The organism is Flavobacterium sp. N502540 (assembly GCF_025947365.1).
Taxonomy (GTDB): Bacteria; Bacteroidota; Bacteroidia; order Flavobacteriales; family Flavobacteriaceae; genus Flavobacterium.
This window is the reverse complement of the sequence record NZ_CP110012.1, coordinates 2,147,859-2,170,426: the sequence shown is the minus strand read 5'-3', so window position 1 is coordinate 2,170,426 and position 22,568 is coordinate 2,147,859. Positions and strand designations below refer to the sequence as shown.

Here is a 22,568-nt window from a genome sequence, read left to right as displayed (position 1 = left end):
AAAATTACTGCAATAATTATCCCGAAATGTACTCCCCAAACGGAAGTTTATTCACTCCGTAAATAATAAAAGAAGATATAAACAAACACAATAAAGTAGTAATCGGAATAGCCAAAATCGGATTTATAAAATCATAATCAATTCCTGAAAAGACCAGAAAGCGAAGCACCAAAATATGGACCAGATAAATTCCGTAACTGTATTTATTGATAAAATTAATAACCCGAATGAGAGTTGGATTTGAAATTTTTGAATTTTTGAAGAAAATAAACAATCCAATAGAGACCAGCATCACATTAAAGGTCAGGTAACCATAAAAATATTCATTAAAACGATCTTCTGCTATCGACAGAAAATAAGTTCCGAAAATGGTAATAATGGCTCCAAAAGAAAGCAAGAGTACAGAAATCTGTTTCAATCTTCGGGCATCATATTGGAATGACTTGACCGACAAATAATACCCCAAAACCAGATATCCTAAAAAGCCTGTAAAGTAGGTCAGATCAATATTGATTCGAAATGCAGAGAAAATGGGCTGATTGATCATTAGAGCAAAAATCCAAATGGCCAGAAAATACAATATCTCTTTTTCATTGGCATTCTGAATCCACTTGCTGAGAATCGGGATAAAAAGATAAATCCCAATCACCATATAAATGTACCATAAATGAAAGGAGCTCCCTCCGATAATAAGTGTAAAGGCACGCTTAAAAATATCTACAAATGCTTTTTCAGATTCTAACAAAAATTCGCTTCTAACGGTTAGCAGAACATAAAAAAGACTCCAGAATAAGAAAGGTAAAATAATTCTCGAGAACTTTTTTCTCAAAAAATCATTCAGTTCGTATTTTTTGTTCAGCATTAATGCTCCGGTAAGCATCAGAAAAACCGGTACACAAAAACGAACAAGACCGTCATAAACATTACCTGTCCACCAGGTAAAATTGGATATATGGCCATACTGATACAGAATATCGCAGGCTACATGCACTACGATCACGCTGATGGTGGCTAAAACTCTGAGATTATTTGTCCAATTTAAATTCTTACTTTCAATTACTATGCTCATAGCAACTAAATTAAGAAAAAATCTGACAATTTATCTAAAAATAAAAAACAGATGATCCTTTATTAGCAAATTTAGTGGTCTGCCAATTTCTTACGAGACTCTTTCCAAAAAAAACAATCACAAAACGATAAAAACATCAAACAATTAACCATTGTGGACTACAATTACTACATTATTAACAAATCATTCACAAAAACATAAGCAACATCTTATATATTTACAAAATCAAGCAACCTTAAAAACGTTTGCACTAACATATTTATTCTGACAATTATAAAAATTAAATATAAAGAAATTCTTGCGCAAGAGTAGACATAAACTTCAAATGTCTTTAAAAAAATTGAAGATCATTAAACCTTATAACATCAAAATTACTATGAAAAACCTAGAAGACTTTCAATGCGAAAAAATCGAAACTAAAAATATTACTGGCGGTCAAAGTGGAATACCATATGAACAAGAGCCCGGATGGACATATATCTACCAAGGTTCACGAATTTCTGAAGTAATTTACGACATCTAAAAGTTAATTAGATTATAGAAATCTGGCATCGTCAATGATGCTGGATTTCTTTCTTTCAAACAAGCAATCATGATTTTAATTTTAAGCACACCAACAGATTATGATACAAACCATGTAATTGATTGGCTCGTACGGCACAAAGCACCTTTTTTCAGATTGAATGATGAAGATTTAATGCAGGGCATCACTATTTTTAATCACAATCCGGAACAGCCTGATGAAACCTATTTTGAGCATTATTCTCAAAAAATCTTCTTGAAAGACATTACAATAGTATGGCATAGAAAATTTGGCTTTTTAATTGATTACGAAAAAAAGATTGGCCAAAACAATGATTTCATAACCTATTTATACTCCGAGTTCAATGGTCTGTCCAGATTGATTTTCAAATTATTGGAAAACAAGAAGTTTTTATGTAAAAACAGCCCTGCTTTTTCCAAGATTGACATTTTGAATAAAGCAGCTAAAGGCGGCTTAAACATTCCTAAAACCCTCATCACCTCCGACAAGCAAAAATTAAGCGAGTTCTATGACCTCCACGATCATTCTATAATTACGAAATCAATAGGAGATGCACGAGGAGTGATTTATAGTGATAAAACTTTCACTCTGGCTACACATACCATAAAAAAAATAGACACACTTCCTTCAAAATTCTCTCCTTCTTTATTTCAGGAGTATATTGACAAAGAAATAGAAATCAGAACTTTTTATCTGGATAAACAATGTTATTCGATGGCCATTTTTTCACAAAACAATGAAAAAACCAAAATTGACTTCAGAAATTATGATGCTGAAAACCCCAATAGATTTGTACCTTATACATTACCCAAAACAATCCAAAATCAAATTACCGAATTTATGAGTAGTATAAATTTAAATACGGGTTCTCTGGATATTATAAAATCGTCAAAAACCGGGGAATATTATTTTTTAGAGGTAAATCCTTTTGGGCAATTTAGCATGACAAGCAAACCCTGTAACTATAATTTACATCAAAAAGTAGCCGATTATTTAATACAAAATTCCAATTAAATGAAAGTAAGAGATCTCCTTTCTGATCCGGAAATACCGCTTCCTATTATTTTCGAATGCACCGAAGTTGAGGATTATGAAATACCGAAAACCATATCCAAAAAGCAGCATGTCACGTCAGAGTATTACCAAACTTCAAAGTTAAGCTGTAAAACCACTTCAAAACCATTACACATCCATAAAAATGAAAGACAAGAAATTTAAATTATTCCAATGTTGTGTTCCTGTAAAAGGAGCCAAAAATGGCTTAATCGTAGATTTTCAAAGAAAGACACTTCATAAGGTTCCTAATCAAATAATAGATTTGATTGAAGAATATGCTGAAAAAAACATTTATAGTTTATTTACTGATTTTAGAAAAAGTAAAGCGATACTCAAAAATTACATTCACTATTTTTTGTCGAATGAATTGCTAATTGTATCCGAAAACACAGAAGACTACCCTTCCTTAAACCACAATTTTACAAAGCCTCATGTCCTGGATACGATTGGATGCGAAATAGACACTTCTTTCGATTTTTTTGAATTTCTCATAAAAAATGAAAGTAATGAATTAGGAGTAAATGCCTTAAAGCTTATTGTGAAAAATAATGAGATTAATAATCTAATTAAAATTAACGCTCTTTTAGAAACATCTAAAATCAAAAATATTATCATTTATCTGGAACATTGCGAAGAAAGGCTTTCCTCAATAAAATCGCTTATAATAGACAATCCAAGAATTTTACAGGTGGTTTTTTACAATTCCAATACAGAAAACACACCTTCTTTAATGGAGGAAAAAATTTATTTCGAGAAACAATCACTCGAAAAAATATTCTACAATATTTCTATCGAGCATGCATCCGATTTTGTTTTAGATATAGATATTTACCACGAAGCATTACATCACAATCTGATGTTTAACCGAACCGTTTTTATTGACGCTTTTGGCAACATCAAAAAACATTTTTCAGATTCTAAATCCTATGGAAAAATCATCAAAAACAGCATAAAGGAGGTAATTATGAATGAGGAATTTAGTGCTTTTTGGAACATCACTAAAGATGAAATCGAAATTTGTAAAGACTGCGAATTTCGCTATGTATGCCCAGACGGAAGAATTCCTCAAAGAGTTAATTCGGAAAAATCAAATTATAAATTTAATACTCGTTGTAATTATGACCCCTATCAAGGTACCTGGAATTGATCGCTATAAATTGATTTAGGCTGTATTTTTAACTTCACATATTTTATCTGACTACTGATCTTCTCAAAATATAGCCGTAAAACACAATTGTATTGCAGATAAAAAAACTGACTTAGAGATTCTAAATGACTGAAATCTTGTGACGCTTCTTAGAAGTAAAAACCAAATGATCCTTTTATCGCAAATTTGCTTGCATCCGGCATATTGAGGTAATTCCCTCTCCAGGAGAAGTCAAGACGGAATACTTTGAATATATTTCCAATTCCGGCATTGTATTCCCAATACACATTTTCGGGTGCATTATAAGGTAAGCCCGAAGCATTAATGGCACGATTAGCATCCGAAATAGTTCCATGTACAGCTCTGATTCCTACAAATTCTCTCCAGTTTAATTTTCTCATGAAAGGAATTCTTGCAAACAGCCTTCCTCCAAAATCATGATTCCATTGTAAAGTAGTATACTGATCGGTTACAAACTCATAGAAGTTCAAGTTGCTAAAGGTATTTTCAATCGTAAAATAGGTTTGGTTTCCAGGGATTACACTCATTAATCCCAGCGGAATTGTACCAAAGGTTTTTCCGGTTTCAATGATAATATTAGACCTTCCTAACGGCCCAATAATAATAGGCTGCTTGTAAAACAATTGCACTTTCTGATAGGCAAAATCACTATTCAAAACCCCTTTTAAACCATAACTAAAGTTCACAAAGAAATGACTGAACGGACTGTCAACAATATTTCGCTCTACTCCAAAACCAATAGTCTTACGATTCGGCATAAACTCAAACTGAATGTTCGCTTCGGATTGTGTTACTTTATTGGCTATTACACCAGCCGGATTCGCAGCGGTTGGTAAAGTAGTATAATAGTCTAAACTAAAAGTAGGGGAAGCCGATTCTAAAGTTCTATAGGAAACTCCGGCCTGAACAACAAAATTCTTAAGCGGCTCCATTTCAAGGGAAACATTACTCAGATTTATGTTCGTCAATTTTCCATTACTTCCTGTGGTAAATAAGGCGGAAGAAGCAAAACTTCGTCCAAGAATATCGTTTGTACTCGTTAAACTAGCACCAATTTGTTCGATATCGCGTCTGTTTCCTCCGGAGATAATGACACGGTTTTTCTTGTCCACCATCCATTTTCCGGAAACTCCGTATTTGAATTTATTATCATCAAAACCATATGCTGTATAAGCTTGTATACGCCAAGGGTCGTTCGGACCAAAATAAGTCCTTCCTCCTGCACGCAATCGCAATCCTTCAACTTCATTATAACCGAATGTTGAAAAGATAGGTCCAAAATCGAAATTCTTAAACTCGACATAACCACTTCCCAGAATAGAAACTAAACTATAGAGCTGCTTGAATCTTTTGACAGTTTGCAGCGTGTCGAGCATTTTATAAATACCCGCTTCATCCTTATTGAGTTTTTCAAAACGGTTTTCATTCCAAAACTCATCCGATTTCGTATAGACAGAATTATCAATAAAATTAACTTCCTGCTTATAAAAACTTTCCGGTTTCTGAAGATTGAATTTATGATCTTTATACAATGTGGTTCGCTTTCCGTAAACCCCTTTTGATTTTTCTTTTTTGTTCAAAGCAAAATCAGACATCATATAATCACGGGTCAGAAGAAATACAGAATCATTCTCTACCTCAAATTCCTGTTCGATATAAATGTCTTTTACCCAGTTAATATTGGCACTTTTGGTAACGGCCATATTAATTTTTTTAATCGCAAAAGTGGTATCGTTTACCCAAAAATCCCCTTTAAAAGTCAGTTCGTTTTTACGTCTTGGATAAAAAACAATATTATAACACCATTTTTTATCGACATAAGCACTGTCTTTTAAAACATAATTGTAAACATCAATTCCGGTTCTGGAAAGCGGACTTGTAAAGCTCTTATCGAAAAATTTAAGGTGATTGTCGTAAATATTATAATCGGAGTACAGGTCTTTTACAAAAGACAAAATCTGCTGATTGCCATTAAACCCAGAAGTTTTATTTCCGGTCAGATTCTCCTTTGTTTTCTTTAATTTATTATCTCCGTATACATCATAAAGCGATTCACTAATAAAAATCGGCAGATACGTTTTCCCGGTAACTTCAGATGTATCAACATGCTGGAACACAAATTCCATTCCTTTGAAGAGTTTATTCTTCATAAAAGCACTATCAATCGTGTTCATATCAAACTCGACTTTTTCATACTTCTGCATTTGATACTGACTGAACTGGTATAATCCGTTCTTACGTTTACGTTCCCAGATTTTTCTCAGAATATCCAGCGCAGGATTGTTTTTCTTGGAGGTTTTTCCGGTAAAAATAACGACTTCATTTAGCGCTTCGGCTTCACTTAAAACTATTTTAAAATCATAGTTTACCGCTTTCTCCAATGTAACTTCGCGATCTGAGAATCCCGCTGAGCTTACAATCAAAGTGGTATACGTATTAGGCGATTCGAGATAAAAACGTCCGTCTTCATTCGAAACGATTCCCGTATTCGACCCTTTAAAAACAACATTGGCAAACGGAATCGGCTGATTCGATTTGTCTAAAACAATTCCACTCACTTTAGTTTGTGCAGCAACGCCACCCACTAGTGCGAGTACAAAAAATAAGCTGAGTAAAATTATTCTTTTCATAATCCTGCAAAAAAAAACTTCATCAATTAATATGACTGATGAAGTTTTATAAGTATCGTTTAATTTACTATTTGTACATTACTTTTTTTACTGCTTTTACTACATCACCTGCATTAGGCAACCAATCTTTTAGTAAAACAGGGGAATATGGTGCAGGTGCATCGGCAGTCGTAATACGCTGAATTGGCGCATCAAGAAAATCGAATGCCTGTTCCTGAACGATGTAAGTAATCTCAGATGAAATACTTGCAAATGGCCAAGCTTCTTCTAAAACTACTAAACGGTTTGTTTTTCTTACCGAAGCAAGAATAGTTTCTTTATCCATTGGACGAACTGTTCTTAAGTCAATAATCTCACAAGAGATTCCTTCTTTAGCCAATTCATCAGCAGCAATAAAAGCTTCTTTAATAATTTTACCAAAAGAAACAATTGTAACATCTTTTCCTTCACGTTTAATATCGGCAACTCCTAATGGAATTGTATATTCTCCGTCCGGCACCTCACCTTTGTCACCATACATTTGCTCAGATTCCATAAAAATTACAGGATCATTATCACGAATAGCAGATTTCAAAAGTCCTTTTGCATCGTAAGGAGTTGAAGGTACAACCACTTTAAGTCCCGGAGTATTAGCAAACCAGTTTTCTAAAGCTTGAGAGTGAGTTGCTCCTAACTGACCTGCAGAAGCAGTTGGTCCACGAAAAACGATAGGCACATTAAATTGTCCACCTGTCATTTGACGCATTTTAGCAGCATTATTTATAATTTGATCAATACCTACTAAACAAAAGTTGAAAGTCATATACTCAACAATAGGACGACAGCCATTCATTGCTGATCCTACTGCAATTCCTGTAAAACCAAGCTCAGCAATTGGAGTATCGATTACTCTTTTTTCACCAAACTCAGCAAGCATTCCTTTTGAAGCTTTGTAAGCTCCATTGTATTCTGCAACTTCTTCTCCCATTAAATATATGGATTCATCGTGACGCATTTCTTCGCTCATCGCTTCACAAATGGCCTCTCTAAATTGTATTGTTCTCATATTTATATTGTATGTTGAATTTTCTGAAGAGCAAAAATAAATATTTTAAATCACTTAAAAGCATAAATTGAATTTAAAATCACACGAACTTCCGTCGCTCCTGCGCTTTTAACTTTTTAAAATTTATTGTGACAATTACGAAATCGATGTAATTATCACTTTATCACTTAAAAACTTCTTTTCAACCCAACTTCCCTCTTTAAACTTAGGCTCTCCTTCGGTAAAATTCTTACTATCTAACGTATCAATCGAAATTATAGTATAAATCGACAACAAATTTAACAGTTCGAGCAACCCCTGTTTTGCAAAATCCCTAAGAATCAGGAAACATCAATGTATTATCAATATTCAATAACGACGAACGACCTTCCTTATTCCATAATCTGCGAAAACGTAATAGTTTTTAAAAAATATTATGCATGCATAGTATATTATTTCAATTTTAATTTCTAAATTTGTGGAAGCGTTTTATAATTTATCAAAATATATACTTATGAAAATATTAGTTTGCATCAGCCATGTGCCTGATACTACTTCAAAAATTAACTTCTCCAATGGTGACTCAGAATTCGATACCAACGGTGTTCAATATGTAATTAATCCTAATGACGAGTTTGGTCTAACACGTGCAATCTGGTTTCAGGAGCAACAAGGTGCAACTGTAACGGTTGTAAATGTTGGAGGACCTGATACTGAACCTACTTTACGTAAAGCTTTGGCAATTGGCGCAAACGAAGCAATTCGTGTAAATGCTAACCCAACTGATGGTTTTTTTGTTGCAAAACAATTGGCTGAAGTAATTAAAAATGGTGGTTATGATTTAGTAATTGCCGGAAAAGAATCTTTAGATTATAATGGCGGAATGGTTCCTGGGATGATTGCCGGAATCTTAGGTTCTAACTTTTTAAATTCTTGTACTTCGATCACTGTTGAAGGCAGCAATGTAAAAGCAGTTCGTGAAATCGATGGTGGAAAAGAAACTGTAAGCACTACTTTACCTTTAATCATTGGTGGTCAAAAGGGTCTTGTTGAAGAAAAAGACTTACGTATTCCAAACATGAGAGGAATCATGACAGCAAGAACAAAAGCTTTAACTATTTTGGAACCAGTTGATGCCCCAGTAAATACAAAAGCGGTAAAATTTGAAAAACCAGCTCCTAAATCAGCAGTAAAATTAGTTTCTCCTGATAATTTAGATGAATTAATCAATTTATTACACAACGAGGCTAAAGTAATCTAGTAATCAGTATTCAGTTGCAGTTTTCAGTTTACATCAACTTGAAACCTGAAACTTTAAACTTCTAAACAAAAAATTATGTCAATATTAATATATGCAGAATCTGCAGAAGGAAAATTTAAAAAAGTTGCTTTTGAACTAGCTTCTTACGCTAAAAAAGTAGCCGAAACTTTAGGAACAACTGTTACCGCTTTAACCGTAAACATTAGTGATGTTAGCGAATTATCAAAATACGGAGTTGATAAAGTATTAAAAGTAAACAACGATAAATTAGCCGGTTTTACTGCTAAGGCTTATGCCGATGTAATCAAACAAGCCGCCGAAAAAGAAGCAACAAAAGTAGTTTTACTTTCTTCTACAACAGACAGTATTTACCTTTCTTCATTAGTAGCTGTAGCCTTAAATGCTGGTTTCGCTTCAAATGTAGTTGGATTACCAGTAAGCACTTCTCCTTTTCAGGTAAAAAGAAATGCTTTCTCTAACAAAGCTTTCAATATTACTGAAATCACTACTGATGTAAAAGTTCTTGGTTTGGCTAAAAACTCTTACGGAATTTTCGAAAGCGCAGGATCTGCTGCTGAAGAAGATTTCAACCCAACAATTGGAGACAATGATTTTGGAGTAAAAGTAGAATCTGTAGAAAAAGTAACCGGAAAAGTTTCTATCGCTGATGCTGACGTTGTAGTTTCTGGCGGACGCGGATTAAAAGGTCCTGAAAACTGGGGATTAGTTGAAGATCTTGCTGCAGTATTAGGTGCTGCAACAGCTTGTTCTAAACCAGTTTCCGACTTAGGATGGAGACCTCACAGTGAACACGTTGGACAAACTGGAAAACCGGTTGCCACTAATTTATACATCGCAATAGGAATTTCAGGTGCTATTCAGCACATTGCAGGTATCAACTCCTCAAAAGTAAAAGTTGTAATCAACAACGACCCTGAGGCTCCTTTCTTTAAAGTAGCTGATTACGGAGTAGTTGGAGATGCTTTCGAAATTGTTCCGCAATTAATTGAGAAATTAAAAGCCTTTAAAGCACAACATTCTTAATTTAAAAATTCTCTTTAAAAATATAGCTACCTAAAAACAAGATAATCGTATCTTTGTTTTAGGTAGCTTTTTTGTTCCATATTTTTTGATTAAAATTGCACCTTTATTTTTCAATCAAAAAAAGTATCAAAATGAGGCAATAATTGCCCTTTTTTATCCATATATATGAGTCTAGTAAAATTATCCATAAAAGGAATTTCATACAGTCAAACTCAAAATGGCGCTTATGCCTTAATTTTGAATGAAGTTGATGGCGAAAGAAAATTGCCTATCGTTATTGGTGCTTTTGAAGCACAATCGATCGCTATTGCTCTGGAAAAAGAAATTAAACCTCCGCGTCCGTTAACGCACGATTTATTCAGAAACTTCGCTGAAAGATTTGATATAGTCGTAAAACAAGTTATTATTCACAAACTTGTGGATGGTGTTTTTTATTCCAGTTTAATCTGCGAAAGAGACAAAATCGAAGAAATTATTGATGCCAGAACTTCTGATGCTATTGCATTGGCTTTACGTTTTAATGCTCCGATTTTTACTTATAAAAACATTCTGGACAAAGCCGGAATTTATTTAAAATCGAATACAGCAGAAACCGATCAGGGATCTCAGGAAATCGATGATGTACTTTCGAATCCGGAAACTTTTGGACGTGAAGAGGAAAGCAATCAATCTGGAGATATCTATTCAAAACATAGCTTACAGGAACTAAACGAACTTTTAGACCAGGCTGTTTCTCAGGAAGATTACGAAAAAGCAGCTAAAATTCGAGACGAAATTTCAAAAAGATAATTCTAAGGCTGTAAGCCGTAAGCTTTAGGCTATAAGCTTAAAGCGCAAAACATAAAAAACAAGCTATAAGTATTTAGGATAAAGCCTAAAGCTTAAAGCCTAAAGCTTAAAGCACCATGAAGCAATACTTAGATTTGGTACGACACGTTTTAGACAACGGCTGCCAAAAAGGAGACAGAACAGGAACGGGAACCAAAAGTGTTTTTGGTTACCAAATGAGATTTGATTTAAGTGAAGGTTTCCCAATGGTTACCACCAAAAAACTACACCTAAAATCAATTATATATGAATTGCTTTGGTTCTTAAAAGGAGACACCAACGTAAAATACCTTCAGGAAAACGGTGTAAAAATTTGGGATGCCTGGGCAGACTCTAATGGTGATTTAGGTCCTGTTTACGGACATCAGTGGCGCAATTGGAACAGCGAAGAAATTGATCAGATCTCTGAATTGATTACCGAGCTAAAAACAAATCCAAACAGTCGAAGAATGCTGGTTTCAGCATGGAATCCTTCGGTCTTGCCGGATACTAAAAAATCATTTGAAGAGAATGTAGCCAATAACAAAGCGGCTTTACCTCCTTGTCATGCTTTCTTTCAATTTTATGTCACAAGTCCTGACACCGAAAAAGGAGAAACAAAAGGAAAACTTTCCTGCCAACTGTACCAGCGAAGTGCCGATATATTTTTGGGAGTTCCGTTTAACATCGCTTCTTACGCTTTATTAACCTTGATGATTGCACAGGTTTGCGACTTGGAGCCGGGAGAATTCATTCACACATTTGGAGACGCACACATTTACAACAATCATTTTGAGCAATTAGAACTGCAGCTTACACGCGAGCCGAAACCGTTACCTAAGATGGTTTTAAATCCGGAGATTAAAAACATTTTCGACTTTGATTACAATGACTTCACGCTTTTAGATTACGAACCGCATGCCGGTATAAAAGGAAGTGTTGCTGTATAAAACATAAAAAAAATCCGCTTAAAATTTTAAGCGGATTTTTTTATACTACCAGCACGCTGTTTTCGCTTCCGGCATAATCATTCCACTTGTACGAATCCGCCTCAGGATCGTTTTCATACACTCCGTCGACTACGTATTTAAATTCGTAAATCGCGTCTTTCACCAAATCGTAAGTTGCTTTAAAAGTTCCATTTTTCAATTTACTTAAAATTCCTTCCTCGGGATTCCAATTGTTAAAATCCCCAACAACTGCCGCCGAATTTGCATCTTTTGCATCTATTGTAAAGGTGACTTTACACACCGGTCTTGTTTTTACAAACTGTTTCTTTAAAGACATAACTATTTAATTTTTAGATTCATAGACTAAATTACATAAATTCAACTGAACTCTCCACACCCCTACAATCGTTTTGTGATTATATCAAAAACACTTCATATTTTTTTTGCTTTCTACAAATAAATCCATGTAAAATTTTGGATTTCAAAACATTAAATCACTTTAAGAGAAATATTCCTCTATCTAAATGGGTCATTACAAAATAAATTTTAACTTTATGACCTCATTTATATCTTATGGAAAAGGAAGTACACGAACAATACGAATATGCCAGAAGAAGAATCAGACAAAAGAAGGTCCTTTATTTTCATTTTGTACTTTTTATTCTAGGAAGTTTATTTTTATTTATCGCCAATCGATTCTTTGGTCTGGGAGCCACCAGCGGACAAGATTGGTGTATTTGGGCCATAACAATCTGGCTTTTTATCTTTATTCTGCATTTTATAAAAGTATACATCACAGATCGGTTCATGAACAAAAAATGGGAAAGAGAACAAATTGATCGGCTTGTTGCTTTGCAACAAAAGAGAATTAGTCAGCTAGAATCGAAAGTAAATGAAGATTCTGAAAATAAAATTTAGTTTAGAATGCCATGATTATAATGATAGCGGCTGTTGCCGAAAATAACGCACTGGGAAAGAACAATGATTTAGTTTGGCATTTACCAAATGATTTTAAAAGATTTAAATCGCTTACTACCAACCATCATATTATTATGGGAAGAAAAACCTTTGAGAGCTTCCCTAAACCTTTACCTAACAGAGTACACGTTGTAATAACACGTCAGAATGATTATCAACCGGAAGGTTGTATTGTTGTTGATTCTATCGAAAAAGCGATAGCCGTATGTCCTGAAAACGAAGACTCCTATATTATTGGAGGTGGTGAAATCTACAATCTTGGTTTGCCCTATACCGATATTATTGAAGTTACCAAAGTACATCATACTTTTGAAGCAGATACTTTCTTTCCTATAATCAATGAAACGGAATGGCAGCTTGTAGAATCAGAAGAAAACTTTAAAGACGAAAAACATCTTTACGATTATACTTACGAAACTTATATCAGAAAATAAAAAAAACATCCTCTTTTGGAGGATGTTTTTCAAAAATGACTGATCTTCTAAATGGACTCACTCAGGAAATAGTTTTGATAAAATAACAAATGTTAAGAATAACATTTGAAATAATTAAATAACACTGTTTGTTGAGATATAATCTCAAGGTACGCCTTTAATAACAAATACCACTAAGATATTAAAGGCAAATTTCCAAAAACAAATTTAATCCTAAGAACGTATTTCACACTTTTAAAAATAGAGTATTGACCCCAAAACAACACTTCTTTAACTTCTTTCCTGACAAACTTAAGTACAAGTGCAAAAATAATACTCCGTTACTTTAAGCCATTTATAACGATCAATCTTTTAAACTTCATCATTATTACTATGACAAAAGTGCACATAAATCCATCACTCCACAATACCCACTTTTAGTGATTTTTTTAAAGTAACCATTTTTGGTGATGCTCAAAATTTGACATTCGACATCAATTAAACCCTTACTTTTAAAACATTTAAAGCACAAAATAAAAAACCCAATACAGTTAAGACAGATTGTATTATATTTGCGTAAATTAAAATAATGTCTGAAAAAATAACTCCATATAAAGACTCTTCTTTAGGTAAAAAAGAGCAAGTTGCCCAAATGTTTGACAACATCTCCGGCAACTATGATAATTTAAATCGTGTGATCTCATTTGGAATTGACACCAAGTGGCGAAAAAAAGTACTCAAAATTGTTTCGGATACAAAACCAAAAATCATTCTTGACATTGCAACCGGAACCGGTGATCTTGCCATATTAATGTCACAGACCAATGCTGAAAAAATTATCGGCCTAGATATTTCAGCCGGTATGCTTGAAGTAGGAAAGAAAAAAGTTCAGGCAAAAGGATTATCCAATACTATAGATTTAGTTTTGGGAGATTCTGAGAAAATCCCTTTTGAAGACAATTATTTCGATGCCATAACGGTTGGATTTGGCGTTCGAAATTTCGAAAACCTGGAAAAAGGATTTGCAGAAATTCTAAGGGTTTTAAAACCAAATGGAGTTTTTGTAATTCTGGAAACCTCGGTTCCGGATAAAACACCATACAAACAAGGCTATAAATTTTACAGCAAAAACATCCTTCCCATTATAGGAAAACTCTTTTCTAAAGATAATTCAGCCTATGGTTATTTATCTGAATCTGCTGCGGTTTTCCCTTACGGAGAAGCTCTGAACAATATTTTAAGAAAAATTGGGTTTATAGATGTTGTAGCAATGCCTCAAACTTTTGGTGTTGCAACCATTTATTCTGCCTCTAAAAAATAGTATGAAAAAAATTGTAGTCTTACTTCTATTAGTCATATCGACACAAGGATATTCGCAATTTGCTAAAAGCATGTTCAGCAAAGATCCTATCATTAATCTTGAAAACTGGCAAAAACAACGCCTGTATTTCGGTTATTACCTTGGGTTTAACAGTTTTGACTTTAAGTTTGACTACAAATCTCCTGGTCCGGATGTTCAGACAAAAAAGACTACCGGATTTAATGTTGGTGTTGTAGCTGATTTAAGACTACAGGAATATATTAATCTTCGTTTTGAACCAGGATTGTACTATACCAAACGTGACTTGTACTACCCAAATTTGCCTTTGCAAAAAGACTATCTTAGAGAAGTAAACAGTACGTATATCCACTTTCCTTTACTCTTAAAATTCTCGGCATTGCGTACCGGAAACATCCGTCCTTATTTAGTTGGCGGAATATCTTCGACACTTAATCTATCCAGCAATGCTAAATCAAAAGACGATAACTTCGAAGGGAAATTCAGAGTAAAACAATGGACTACCGCTTATGAGCTAGGTTTTGGAATAGACATTTTCTCTGAGTATTTTATCTTCTCTCCTTCTATTCGGGGAATGTTTGGAATTTCAAACGAATTAATTCGTGATAATCCGGCAAACGGACCTAGCCCCTGGACTGACAATATCGATTCTATGAAATCAAGAGCTATTTTAATAAATTTTACTTTTCATTAAAACAAATACTTAACTATTTCGTTTAAACTCACTAAGAATAATTGCTGTTGCGGTAGCTACATTTAAACTTTCTGTTTTTTGCAGCTCTCCAAATCTTGGAATGGTGAGTCGGCTTGTAACCATTTTTTCTATTTCTGATGAAATCCCGTTGGCTTCATTACCCATGATAATGATTCCATCCTGAGGAAGAACGGTTTTATAAATGTTTTCGCCATCCATAAAAGTTCCAAATACAGCTAATTTTGTTTGAGCAATAAACGTTTCGAGATCAACATAATTAACATTTACTCTGGTAATAGAACCCATGGTTGCCTGCACCACCTTTGGATTGTAAATATCGACGGTTTCTTTTGAGCAAACAATTTGCTTGATTCCAAACCAGTCACAAAGGCGCAAAATGGTTCCTAAATTTCCGGGATCACGAATATCGTCTAAAGCCAAAATTAAGCCCGAATCGATTATTTTATTTTCGGCAGGAATTTTAAAAACCGCCAAACAGGAATTAGGAGTAGACAAAGCACTTATTTTTTTAAGTTCCTGCTCATAAATCAGCGTTCGCTTTGAAGAATGAACCTCTTCAAAATCATTTAGAGTCGTATATAAATGCTCTAATTCAAAATTGGATTGCAACAATTCTTGAATTACTTTTACTCCTTCGGCGAAAAACAATTGATTTGCAAAACGTTGTTTTTTTTGATGTAAACCTGAGATAAGTTTTATTTGGTTTTTACTAACCATAAAATAATGTACTTTTGAATTAAATATTTAAGAACACTTGAAAAAGAATTCCACAAAAATAATAGCATTTATCCTAATAGCAATATTTATTTGCGCTTGTGATGCTGTAAAAAGAGTTCCTGATGGAAAAAACCTTCTTGTTAAAAATACTATTCTTGTAAATGGAAAGTCCACTAACGACGAAACGGCCTTCAATCAAATGTACCAAAAACCGAATGGTACCTTATTAGGATATCGTCTTCGTTTGAATTTATATAACCTTGCCAATTTAAATCCGGATTCAACCTATAAAGCTAAATTCAAAAACAATCCGGGTTTGTACGAACGCCAGTCAAAACTTTTATCTGCAAAACAAGTTGATCGTCTGGGACAATCCTTTATGTACAAAGGTATTCATGAATTTCTGAAAAGCACCGGTGAAGCTCCGGTAATTATTGATACTGCGAAAACAAAGAAAACGCTTTTACGTCTAAAATATTATTACTTTAACAATGGCTTTTTTAAAGTTGCAACAGATTATAACATTGATAGTATTGGCCGAAAAAAAGCCAAAATAAACTACAATATCACAACCGGACCTGCTTATACTTTAGACACTATCAAAACGAAAATAATGACTCCTGCATTAGACTCATTATACAAAGTTAATACTGACCCATCGGTTTTAAAATCAGGAAAACAATATAAAACCGTAGATTTTGAAGAAGAAAAAAATCGTCTTACCACCTACTTTAGAAACCACGGGGCCTATTATTTTCAACCTACTTATGTAACTTTTGATATTGATACTATTGGTAAAAAAGACAAAGCCAATGTAACTTTGATTGTAAACAACAATAACATCCAAGGAAGAGATTCAAGCAGAACAGAACCTTTTAAACTATACAAAATTAGTGATGTCAACATCTACACTGATTATTCTGCAGCAAATGCAAAAAATAAAATCACAGACAGTACCACCTACAACAACTTTAATCTATACAGTTACAAAAAACTAAAATACAAACCACGAGCCATTACCGATGCGGTTTTTATCACCAAGGGAAGTACTTTTTCAGACACCAGAACTACTCTTTCTTCAAGATATCTCAACAATCTGAAAATTTTCAATTACCCGTCTATTCAGTATACAGTTGACAAACGCGACTCAACTGCGCAGTCCTTAATTGCCAATGTTTATCTTACTCCAAGAAAAAAATATAGTTTTGGAGCTACTTTTGACGTTACACATTCTAATATTCAGGATTTTGGTATTGGAGCCAGTATTTCCGAAACTATTCGTAACGTTTTTAACAGAGCCGAAACTTTGGAAATTTCTACGCGCTTAAATCTTGGATCCTCAAGAGATATGGCGAATCCCAACAACAATTTCTTTAACGTTTCAGAATATGGTGTCGATTTAAAGCTAAATTTTCCGAGAATTCTACTGCCTTTCGGAACAGAAAAAATTATTCCTAAAAGAATGATTCCTTCTACCAGTATTGCCGGAGGTTTCTCTAAACAAAGAAATATTGGACTGGACAAAGAAAATTTCACAGGAGGAATTGCTTATAACTGGTCTCCGAAACGAGGTAATACGGCAAAATTCGAATTGCTTAATGCACAATTCGTAAGAAATTTAAATCCGGACAACTACTTTAGAGTATACACTTCCGCCTATAAAAAATTGAACAATATTGGTACAATATACAATCAAAACCCTTTATACTTTGACGACCTTATCAGCAAAAAACTTACTATTCCTGACGGGACAAAAGGCTTTACAGACGATGTCCTTAAAAACAGGACAGTTTTAGTCTCCGATGATCCTGAGTATAAAGATGTAAAAAGCATTGAAGAAAGAAGAGTTCGTCTAACAGAAAATGACTTTATTCTATCTACAAGTTATACCTTTACCAAAACCACAAAAAAAGATCTTGCTGATAATAACTTCTATCAGTTTAAAACCAAAATAGAATCGGCTGGCACCTTGTTATCGGCCATTTCAAGTATTGGAAAATTTCAGAAAAACACAAACGGTAATTACGAAATTTTCAATCTCGAATACTCAGAATACATCAAAACCGAATTTGATTATATCAAACACTGGGATTTTGGAAAAGAAAAAGTATTGGCAGTACGAAGCTTTTTTGGAATTGCAATTCCATTTGGAAACTCAAACTACATTCCCTTTTCACGAAGTTATTATGCAGGAGGCTCAAATGATAACCGCGCATGGCAGCCCTATGCTTTGGGACCAGGAAGTACAGATGCTGCAAATGATTTTAACGAGGCCAATATGAAAATTGCAATGAGTGCCGAATTTCGTTTTAAAATTTTTGGCAGTGTTAAAGGAGCCATCTTTGCAGATGCCGGAAATATCTGGAATGTGCTCGATAATGTCACTGAAGAGAAGGCAAAATTCTCTGGCGTAAACGATTTAGCTGAAATTGCACTGGGTACCGGATTTGGTTTACGCTATGATTTAAGCTTTTTTGTTATTCGTTTAGATATGGGCTTTAAGACCTATAACCCAGCACATGAGAAGGGAGATCGCTGGTTTAAAGAATACAATTTTGGGCACTCGGTTTTAAATTTTGGAATAAATTATCCATTCTAATGCTAATTAATTCTTATTTTTGCAACCTAAAAACTAAAAACAACTAAAAAAAATTACAATGGCACACAATATTAAACCGGGAGTAGCTACGGGAGATCAGGTTCAGGAGATCTTTAACTATGCGAAAGAAAAAGGATTTGCATTACCTGCAGTAAATGTTACTGGTTCAAGCACAATCAATGGGGTTCTTGAAACTGCAGCAAAATTAAATGCACCGGTTATCATTCAATTTTCAAACGGAGGAGCACAGTTTAACGCTGGAAAAGGATTATCTAATGCAGGTGAAAAAGCAGCAATCGCTGGTGGAATCGCCGGAGCAAAACATATTCATACTTTGGCAGAAGCTTACGGAGCAACTGTAATTCTTCATACAGACCACTGTGCAAAAAAATTATTACCTTGGATTGATGGTTTATTAGATGCTTCTGAAAAACATTTTGCAGAAACAGGAAAACCATTATACAGTTCTCACATGATTGACTTATCTGAGGAGCCAATCGAAGAAAACATCGAAATCTGCAAAGAATACCTGGCAAGAATGAGCAAAATGGGAATGACATTAGAAATCGAACTTGGTATTACAGGTGGTGAAGAAGATGGTGTTGACAACTCTGACGTTGACAGTTCAAAATTATATACGCAGCCGGAAGAAGTAGCTTATGCTTATGAAGAATTATCTAAAATAAGCCCTAAATTTACAATTGCTGCCGCCTTTGGAAACGTTCACGGTGTTTACAAACCAGGAAACGTAAAATTAACTCCGAAAATCTTAAAAAATTCTCAGGATTTCGTTCAAAACAAATTCAACACTGGTCATAATCCGGTAGATTTTGTTTTCCACGGAGGTTCAGGTTCTACACTTGAAGAAATCAGAGAAGCAATTGGATACGGAGTAATCAAAATGAATATCGATACCGATTTGCAATTTGCATATACAGAAGGAATTCGTGATTATATGGTTAAAAACATTGACTATTTAAAAACTCAAATTGGTAACCCAGAAGGTGCTGATGTTCCGAACAAAAAATATTATGACCCAAGAAAATGGGTACGTGAAAGCGAAGTAACGTTCAACACAAGACTTGAGCAAGCTTTTGCAGACTTGAATAACGTAAATACATTATAATAAAAAAGTTGAAAGTTTCCGGTTTCAAGTTTCAGGTTTCGCAACTTGAAACCCGAAATCTGAAACAAAAAAAATACTCAATATGGCTTGGTTTAAAAGACAGGAAAAAGGGATTACGACCGCTACAGAAGATAAGATGGACGTTCCGAAAGGATTGTGGTACAAATCTCCAACAGGAAAAATTATTGATGCTGACGAATTAGCCCGAAACTTATTTGTAAGCCCTGAAGATGATTTTCATGTTCGAATTGGAAGCGCAACCTATTTTGAAATTTTATTCGACAACAATGAGTTCGTTGAATTAGATAAAAACATGACTTCTAAAGATCCTCTGCATTTTGTGGATACAAAAAAATATGCAGAACGACTGAAAGACGTTATGGAAAAAACTCACCTAAAAGACGCTGTGCGTACCGGAGTGGGGAAATCTAAAGGAAAAGAACTTGTAATTTGCTGTATGGATTTTGCCTTTATCGGGGGGTCTATGGGAGCTGTTGTAGGTGAAAAAATTGCCAGAGGTATTGATCACGCTATCAAAAACAAACTGCCTTTTGTAATGATCTCAAAATCAGGAGGAGCACGTATGATGGAAGCAGCTTATTCGTTAATGCAGTTGGCTAAAACATCTGTAAAATTAGCGCAATTAGCCGAAGCCAAATTACCTTACATCTCTCTTTGTACAGATCCAACAACCGGAGGAACAACTGCATCATACGCTATGTTAGGAGATATCAACATTTCTGAGCCAGGCGCATTGATTGGTTTCGCTGGTCCGCGTGTAGTACGTGACACCACCGGAAAAGATTTACCGGAAGGTTTCCAAACTGCCGAGTTCTTATTAGAGCATGGTTTCCTTGACTTTATCACGCCAAGAAAAGAATTGAAAGACAAGATTAACTTGTATATCGATTTAATTCAGAATAACGAAATTAGATAGCTTTTAAACTACTAAATACACAAAATCCCAAGGAAATTTTCTTGGGATTTTTTTTTCGTTTGTGTAGAATTAAATGTGCCGTTCCTCTGGAACTCTTGAATTCGCAATTTATCATATTCAACGGAATAAATTCCGTTGCTACAAAATATATCATTCCTACGGAATTTTTATCGATCTGTAATCTCATTTTTCTACCGATATTTCATTCCTACGGAATTTTTATTGGTGTGTAACCTTAACTTTAACTTCAAAACAATAAATTCCGTTGCCCAAAATATATCATTCCTACGGAACTTTTATCGATCTGTAATCTCATTTTTCTACCAATATTTCATTCCTACGGAATTTTTCTTAACTTGTAATGATAATGATTAAACAATATTTGTCTGAAAAATTGTATTTTTACCAAAACTAATTAATTCCTCAAAATTCAACTTTAAATTTGTAACCTTATGAAAAAAATTGTTTTTTTAGCACTAATTATGTTAGCTTCACTCTCCATTCAGGCACAAACGTCAAAAGAACTTATTGGAAAATGGCAACTGGTAAAGCTTAGTAAAAATGGAACAGAGAAAGATATAAAAGAAAAATTCAAGAGTGATCAGGTGTTTCAGGTCTTTAATGAAGATGGAAAATTTACAGGAATCGTAGGAGACAAAAGCATCAACGGTAAATGGAAACTTTCTAAGAACAATGATATCTTAACCATTACTGTTGATTTAATGCCTGTAAAATTTCAAATTGAATACTTCGACAGTCAAAAACGTGTTATTACCCAAGATCAACTTGGAACTTTAGAATACAAAAAGGCAGACAACTAACAGGATAAAAATCCTTACCTAAACCACACACAAGATTCAATAAAACAAAAGTCTGCAAAGCTCTAAAACAAACTTTACAGACTTTTTTTTATACCACTAAGCTCTGAAGGAGCATTATATCTATAGCCAAAAATATTCAATCCAAGCAAAAGCTCCAACGGAGCGACATGTCAAAACAAAGCTACCGGAACCTATAGATCAAGAAAAACAGCTGCTAAAAACTCAGAATCTTAGCCCCTAAGAACCTTAGCTACTTCAAAGAAGCCATATCAATCACAAAACGATACTTCACATCGCTTTTATTCATTCGGTCGTAAGCTTCATTAATATACCCCATATCGATGATCTCAACATCAGAAGTTATATTATGCTCGGCGCAGTAATCCAGCATTTCCTGAGTCTCTCTGATTCCTCCAATCAAGCTTCCAATAATACTTCTTCTTTTCATGATTAAAGTAAAAACAGGAATTTCGGCAGGTGCCGGCGGAGCGCCTACTACAATCATGGTTCCGTTTGTCGTTAACAAATTCAAATAGGCGTTATGATCGTGTTTGGCAGAAACTGTATTCAGAATAAAATCGAAACTATTGGCAAGCGACTCCATTGTTTCCGGATTTGAGGTTAAAGCAAAATGATGCGCGCCTAACTTTTTAGCATCGGCTTCTTTTGAAGGAGAGTGACTTAACATCGTAACTTCGGCACCAAAAGAAACTGCAAATTTCACAGCCATATGACCTAATCCCCCAAGTCCTAAAACTCCAACTTTATGTCCTTTACCCACTTTTAAATAACGCAAAGGCGAATAGGTAGTAATTCCGGCACATAATAACGGAGCAACTCCTTTGATATCGAGTTTCTCAGAAACGTGAAGTGTATAACTTTCATCTACAATAATACTGGTTGAATATCCTCCCTTGGTCGGAATATCCGTTCCTCTCTCTACACCATTGTAAGTTCCGGTCATTCCTTCGTCACAAAATTGCTCTTCACCAGACTGACAGCTTGGACACACTCTGCAGGAATCTACAAAGCACCCCACTCCTGCCAGCTCTCCAATTTTAAACTTAGAAACTTCGCTTCCAACAGCTACAATTCGGCCTACAATTTCGTGACCGGGAACTAAAGGGTAATTTACAGGCCCCCAATCCCCTTTTGCGGTATGAATATCTGAATGGCATACACCACTGTACAAAATTTCGATCTGAACCTGATGGGCACCCACCTCTTTTCTTTCAAACGTGTAGGGTTTTAACGGATTAACAGCATCATAGGCTGCATAAGCTTTAACTGGTATCATCGTATCGCTTTTTAAGTTAGGGTATTAAAATTACGATAAAATTCAACAGTAAGGCCAAAATAATAACGGTTAA

General features: G+C 34.5%; 21 protein-coding genes. 15 read left to right on the top strand and 6 right to left on the bottom strand.

What is annotated here, in order from left to right:
• Positions 1 to 16: 16 nt before the first annotated feature.
• Positions 17 to 1,069 carry an acyltransferase gene (locus OLM58_RS09585; RefSeq protein ID WP_264532106.1) on the bottom strand — a complete coding sequence of 351 codons (1,053 nt, stop codon included), beginning with the start codon at positions 1,067 to 1,069 and terminating at the stop codon, positions 17 to 19.
• A gap of 592 nt (positions 1,070 to 1,661) precedes the next feature.
• On the opposite strand from OLM58_RS09585, the gene gwsG reads away from it, so the two are divergent.
• From gwsG to gwsS, 3 genes are read left to right on the top strand one after another with little or no spacing between them, the layout of a single operon-like run.
• Positions 1,662 to 2,627 (top strand): grasp-with-spasm system ATP-grasp peptide maturase, encoded by a 966-nt coding sequence (gene gwsG, locus OLM58_RS09580; protein ID WP_264532105.1) that lies wholly within the window; start codon positions 1,662 to 1,664, stop codon positions 2,625 to 2,627.
• Positions 2,628 to 2,831: a hypothetical protein gene (locus tag OLM58_RS09575; protein ID WP_264532104.1), complete on the top strand. Its 204-nt coding sequence runs from the start codon at positions 2,628 to 2,630 to the stop codon at positions 2,829 to 2,831.
• The gene (gwsS, locus tag OLM58_RS09570; RefSeq protein ID WP_264532103.1) at positions 2,812 to 3,816 is read left to right on the top strand and encodes a grasp-with-spasm system SPASM domain peptide maturase; all 1,005 of its coding nucleotides are present in this window, start codon (positions 2,812 to 2,814) and stop codon (positions 3,814 to 3,816) included. Before OLM58_RS09575 ends, gwsS begins: the two co-directional genes overlap by 20 nt.
• Positions 3,817 to 3,965: 149 nt before the next feature.
• Here gwsS and OLM58_RS09565 read toward each other — a convergent pair whose 3' ends face one another.
• Both OLM58_RS09565 and OLM58_RS09560 read right to left on the bottom strand, forming a co-directional pair.
• Positions 3,966 to 6,467, bottom strand: a complete 2,502-nt coding sequence (locus OLM58_RS09565) for a DUF5686 and carboxypeptidase-like regulatory domain-containing protein (RefSeq protein WP_264532102.1) — start codon at positions 6,465 to 6,467, stop codon at positions 3,966 to 3,968.
• A gap of 67 nt (positions 6,468 to 6,534) precedes the next feature.
• The gene (locus OLM58_RS09560; RefSeq protein WP_202700658.1) at positions 6,535 to 7,512 is read right to left on the bottom strand and encodes a pyruvate dehydrogenase complex E1 component subunit beta; all 978 of its coding nucleotides are present in this window, start codon (positions 7,510 to 7,512) and stop codon (positions 6,535 to 6,537) included.
• Between the two features lie 493 nt (positions 7,513 to 8,005).
• Here OLM58_RS09560 and OLM58_RS09555 point away from each other — a divergent pair, with 493 nt between their 5' ends.
• The 4 genes from OLM58_RS09555 to OLM58_RS09540 all read left to right on the top strand — a co-directional run bounded on the left by OLM58_RS09555 (position 8,006) and on the right by OLM58_RS09540 (position 11,553).
• Positions 8,006 to 8,752 (top strand): electron transfer flavoprotein subunit beta/FixA family protein, encoded by a 747-nt coding sequence (locus tag OLM58_RS09555; protein WP_017498361.1) that lies wholly within the window; start codon positions 8,006 to 8,008, stop codon positions 8,750 to 8,752.
• A 75-nt stretch (positions 8,753 to 8,827) separates the two neighbouring features.
• On the top strand, positions 8,828 to 9,796 hold the full coding sequence (locus tag OLM58_RS09550) for an electron transfer flavoprotein subunit alpha/FixB family protein (protein ID WP_264532101.1): 969 nt from the start codon (positions 8,828 to 8,830) through the stop codon (positions 9,794 to 9,796).
• Between the two features lie 165 nt (positions 9,797 to 9,961).
• Positions 9,962 to 10,585, top strand: a complete 624-nt coding sequence (locus OLM58_RS09545; RefSeq protein ID WP_202700656.1) for a bifunctional nuclease family protein — start codon at positions 9,962 to 9,964, stop codon at positions 10,583 to 10,585.
• A 116-nt stretch (positions 10,586 to 10,701) separates the two neighbouring features.
• Positions 10,702 to 11,553, top strand: a complete 852-nt coding sequence (locus OLM58_RS09540; RefSeq protein ID WP_017498364.1) for a thymidylate synthase — start codon at positions 10,702 to 10,704, stop codon at positions 11,551 to 11,553.
• Positions 11,554 to 11,593: 40 nt separating this feature from the next.
• On the opposite strand, the gene OLM58_RS09535 is transcribed toward OLM58_RS09540, so the two are convergent.
• Positions 11,594 to 11,890 carry an isoamylase early set domain-containing protein gene (locus tag OLM58_RS09535; protein ID WP_017498365.1) on the bottom strand — a complete coding sequence of 99 codons (297 nt, stop codon included), beginning with the start codon at positions 11,888 to 11,890 and terminating at the stop codon, positions 11,594 to 11,596.
• A 236-nt stretch (positions 11,891 to 12,126) separates the two neighbouring features.
• Between OLM58_RS09535 and OLM58_RS09530 the strand changes: the two genes are divergently transcribed.
• From OLM58_RS09530 to OLM58_RS09515, 4 genes are all read left to right on the top strand, one after another.
• Complete coding sequence (locus OLM58_RS09530; protein ID WP_249966914.1) at positions 12,127 to 12,471, top strand: 2TM domain-containing protein; 345 nt, start codon at positions 12,127 to 12,129, stop codon at positions 12,469 to 12,471.
• 11 nt (positions 12,472 to 12,482) lie between these two features.
• A complete protein-coding gene (locus tag OLM58_RS09525) occupies positions 12,483 to 12,965 on the top strand; it encodes a dihydrofolate reductase (protein ID WP_264532100.1) in 483 nt (160 codons plus the stop codon).
• Between the two features lie 568 nt (positions 12,966 to 13,533).
• Positions 13,534 to 14,265 (top strand): bifunctional demethylmenaquinone methyltransferase/2-methoxy-6-polyprenyl-1,4-benzoquinol methylase UbiE, encoded by a 732-nt coding sequence (gene ubiE / locus OLM58_RS09520; RefSeq protein ID WP_017498368.1) that lies wholly within the window; start codon positions 13,534 to 13,536, stop codon positions 14,263 to 14,265.
• 1 nt (position 14,266) lies between these two features.
• Entirely contained in the window at positions 14,267 to 14,977 is a 711-nt protein-coding gene (locus tag OLM58_RS09515) for a porin family protein (protein ID WP_264532099.1), read from the top strand.
• 9 nt (positions 14,978 to 14,986) lie between these two features.
• Here the strand turns inward: OLM58_RS09515 and OLM58_RS09510 are convergent, their stop codons facing one another.
• Positions 14,987 to 15,715 carry a TrmH family RNA methyltransferase gene (locus OLM58_RS09510; protein WP_264532098.1) on the bottom strand — a complete coding sequence of 243 codons (729 nt, stop codon included), beginning with the start codon at positions 15,713 to 15,715 and terminating at the stop codon, positions 14,987 to 14,989.
• 37 nt (positions 15,716 to 15,752) lie between these two features.
• On the opposite strand from OLM58_RS09510, the gene OLM58_RS09505 reads away from it, so the two are divergent.
• From OLM58_RS09505 to OLM58_RS09490, 4 genes are all read left to right on the top strand, one after another.
• Positions 15,753 to 18,314, top strand: a complete 2,562-nt coding sequence (locus OLM58_RS09505; protein ID WP_264532097.1) for an outer membrane protein assembly factor — start codon at positions 15,753 to 15,755, stop codon at positions 18,312 to 18,314.
• A gap of 58 nt (positions 18,315 to 18,372) precedes the next feature.
• A complete protein-coding gene (gene fbaA / locus OLM58_RS09500; protein ID WP_017498372.1) occupies positions 18,373 to 19,440 on the top strand; it encodes a class II fructose-bisphosphate aldolase in 1,068 nt (355 codons plus the stop codon).
• An 82-nt stretch (positions 19,441 to 19,522) separates the two neighbouring features.
• Positions 19,523 to 20,377: an acetyl-CoA carboxylase, carboxyltransferase subunit beta gene (gene accD / locus OLM58_RS09495; RefSeq protein WP_070905905.1), complete on the top strand. Its 855-nt coding sequence runs from the start codon at positions 19,523 to 19,525 to the stop codon at positions 20,375 to 20,377.
• A 452-nt stretch (positions 20,378 to 20,829) separates the two neighbouring features.
• Positions 20,830 to 21,198, top strand: a complete 369-nt coding sequence (locus OLM58_RS09490; RefSeq protein WP_264532096.1) for a lipocalin-like domain-containing protein — start codon at positions 20,830 to 20,832, stop codon at positions 21,196 to 21,198.
• Positions 21,199 to 21,448: 250 nt separating this feature from the next.
• Here the strand turns inward: OLM58_RS09490 and OLM58_RS09485 are convergent, their stop codons facing one another.
• Positions 21,449 to 22,495 carry an NAD(P)-dependent alcohol dehydrogenase gene (locus OLM58_RS09485; RefSeq protein WP_017498376.1) on the bottom strand — a complete coding sequence of 349 codons (1,047 nt, stop codon included), beginning with the start codon at positions 22,493 to 22,495 and terminating at the stop codon, positions 21,449 to 21,451.
• Positions 22,496 to 22,568 lie beyond the last annotated feature (73 nt).

What these genes read in the sequence shown, in the direction of transcription:
- OLM58_RS09585 (WP_264532106.1), bottom strand. Translation starts at nt 1,069, where the DNA reads ATGAGCATAGTAATTGAAAGTAAGAATTTAAATTGGACAAATAATCTC.
- gwsG (WP_264532105.1), top strand. Translation starts at nt 1,662, where the DNA reads ATGATTTTAATTTTAAGCACACCAACAGATTATGATACAAACCATGTA.
- OLM58_RS09575 (WP_264532104.1), top strand. Translation starts at nt 2,628, where the DNA reads ATGAAAGTAAGAGATCTCCTTTCTGATCCGGAAATACCGCTTCCTATT.
- gwsS (WP_264532103.1), top strand. Translation starts at nt 2,812, where the DNA reads ATGAAAGACAAGAAATTTAAATTATTCCAATGTTGTGTTCCTGTAAAA.
- OLM58_RS09565 (WP_264532102.1), bottom strand. Translation starts at nt 6,467, where the DNA reads ATGAAAAGAATAATTTTACTCAGCTTATTTTTTGTACTCGCACTAGTG.
- OLM58_RS09560 (WP_202700658.1), bottom strand. Translation starts at nt 7,512, where the DNA reads ATGAGAACAATACAATTTAGAGAGGCCATTTGTGAAGCGATGAGCGAA.
- OLM58_RS09555 (WP_017498361.1), top strand. Translation starts at nt 8,006, where the DNA reads ATGAAAATATTAGTTTGCATCAGCCATGTGCCTGATACTACTTCAAAA.
- OLM58_RS09550 (WP_264532101.1), top strand. Translation starts at nt 8,828, where the DNA reads ATGTCAATATTAATATATGCAGAATCTGCAGAAGGAAAATTTAAAAAA.
- OLM58_RS09545 (WP_202700656.1), top strand. Translation starts at nt 9,962, where the DNA reads ATGAGTCTAGTAAAATTATCCATAAAAGGAATTTCATACAGTCAAACT.
- OLM58_RS09540 (WP_017498364.1), top strand. Translation starts at nt 10,702, where the DNA reads ATGAAGCAATACTTAGATTTGGTACGACACGTTTTAGACAACGGCTGC.
- OLM58_RS09535 (WP_017498365.1), bottom strand. Translation starts at nt 11,890, where the DNA reads ATGTCTTTAAAGAAACAGTTTGTAAAAACAAGACCGGTGTGTAAAGTC.
- OLM58_RS09530 (WP_249966914.1), top strand. Translation starts at nt 12,127, where the DNA reads ATGGAAAAGGAAGTACACGAACAATACGAATATGCCAGAAGAAGAATC.
- OLM58_RS09525 (WP_264532100.1), top strand. Translation starts at nt 12,483, where the DNA reads ATGATTATAATGATAGCGGCTGTTGCCGAAAATAACGCACTGGGAAAG.
- ubiE (WP_017498368.1), top strand. Translation starts at nt 13,534, where the DNA reads ATGTCTGAAAAAATAACTCCATATAAAGACTCTTCTTTAGGTAAAAAA.
- OLM58_RS09515 (WP_264532099.1), top strand. Translation starts at nt 14,267, where the DNA reads ATGAAAAAAATTGTAGTCTTACTTCTATTAGTCATATCGACACAAGGA.
- OLM58_RS09510 (WP_264532098.1), bottom strand. Translation starts at nt 15,715, where the DNA reads ATGGTTAGTAAAAACCAAATAAAACTTATCTCAGGTTTACATCAAAAA.
- fbaA (WP_017498372.1), top strand. Translation starts at nt 18,373, where the DNA reads ATGGCACACAATATTAAACCGGGAGTAGCTACGGGAGATCAGGTTCAG.
- accD (WP_070905905.1), top strand. Translation starts at nt 19,523, where the DNA reads ATGGCTTGGTTTAAAAGACAGGAAAAAGGGATTACGACCGCTACAGAA.
- OLM58_RS09490 (WP_264532096.1), top strand. Translation starts at nt 20,830, where the DNA reads ATGAAAAAAATTGTTTTTTTAGCACTAATTATGTTAGCTTCACTCTCC.
- OLM58_RS09485 (WP_017498376.1), bottom strand. Translation starts at nt 22,495, where the DNA reads ATGATACCAGTTAAAGCTTATGCAGCCTATGATGCTGTTAATCCGTTA.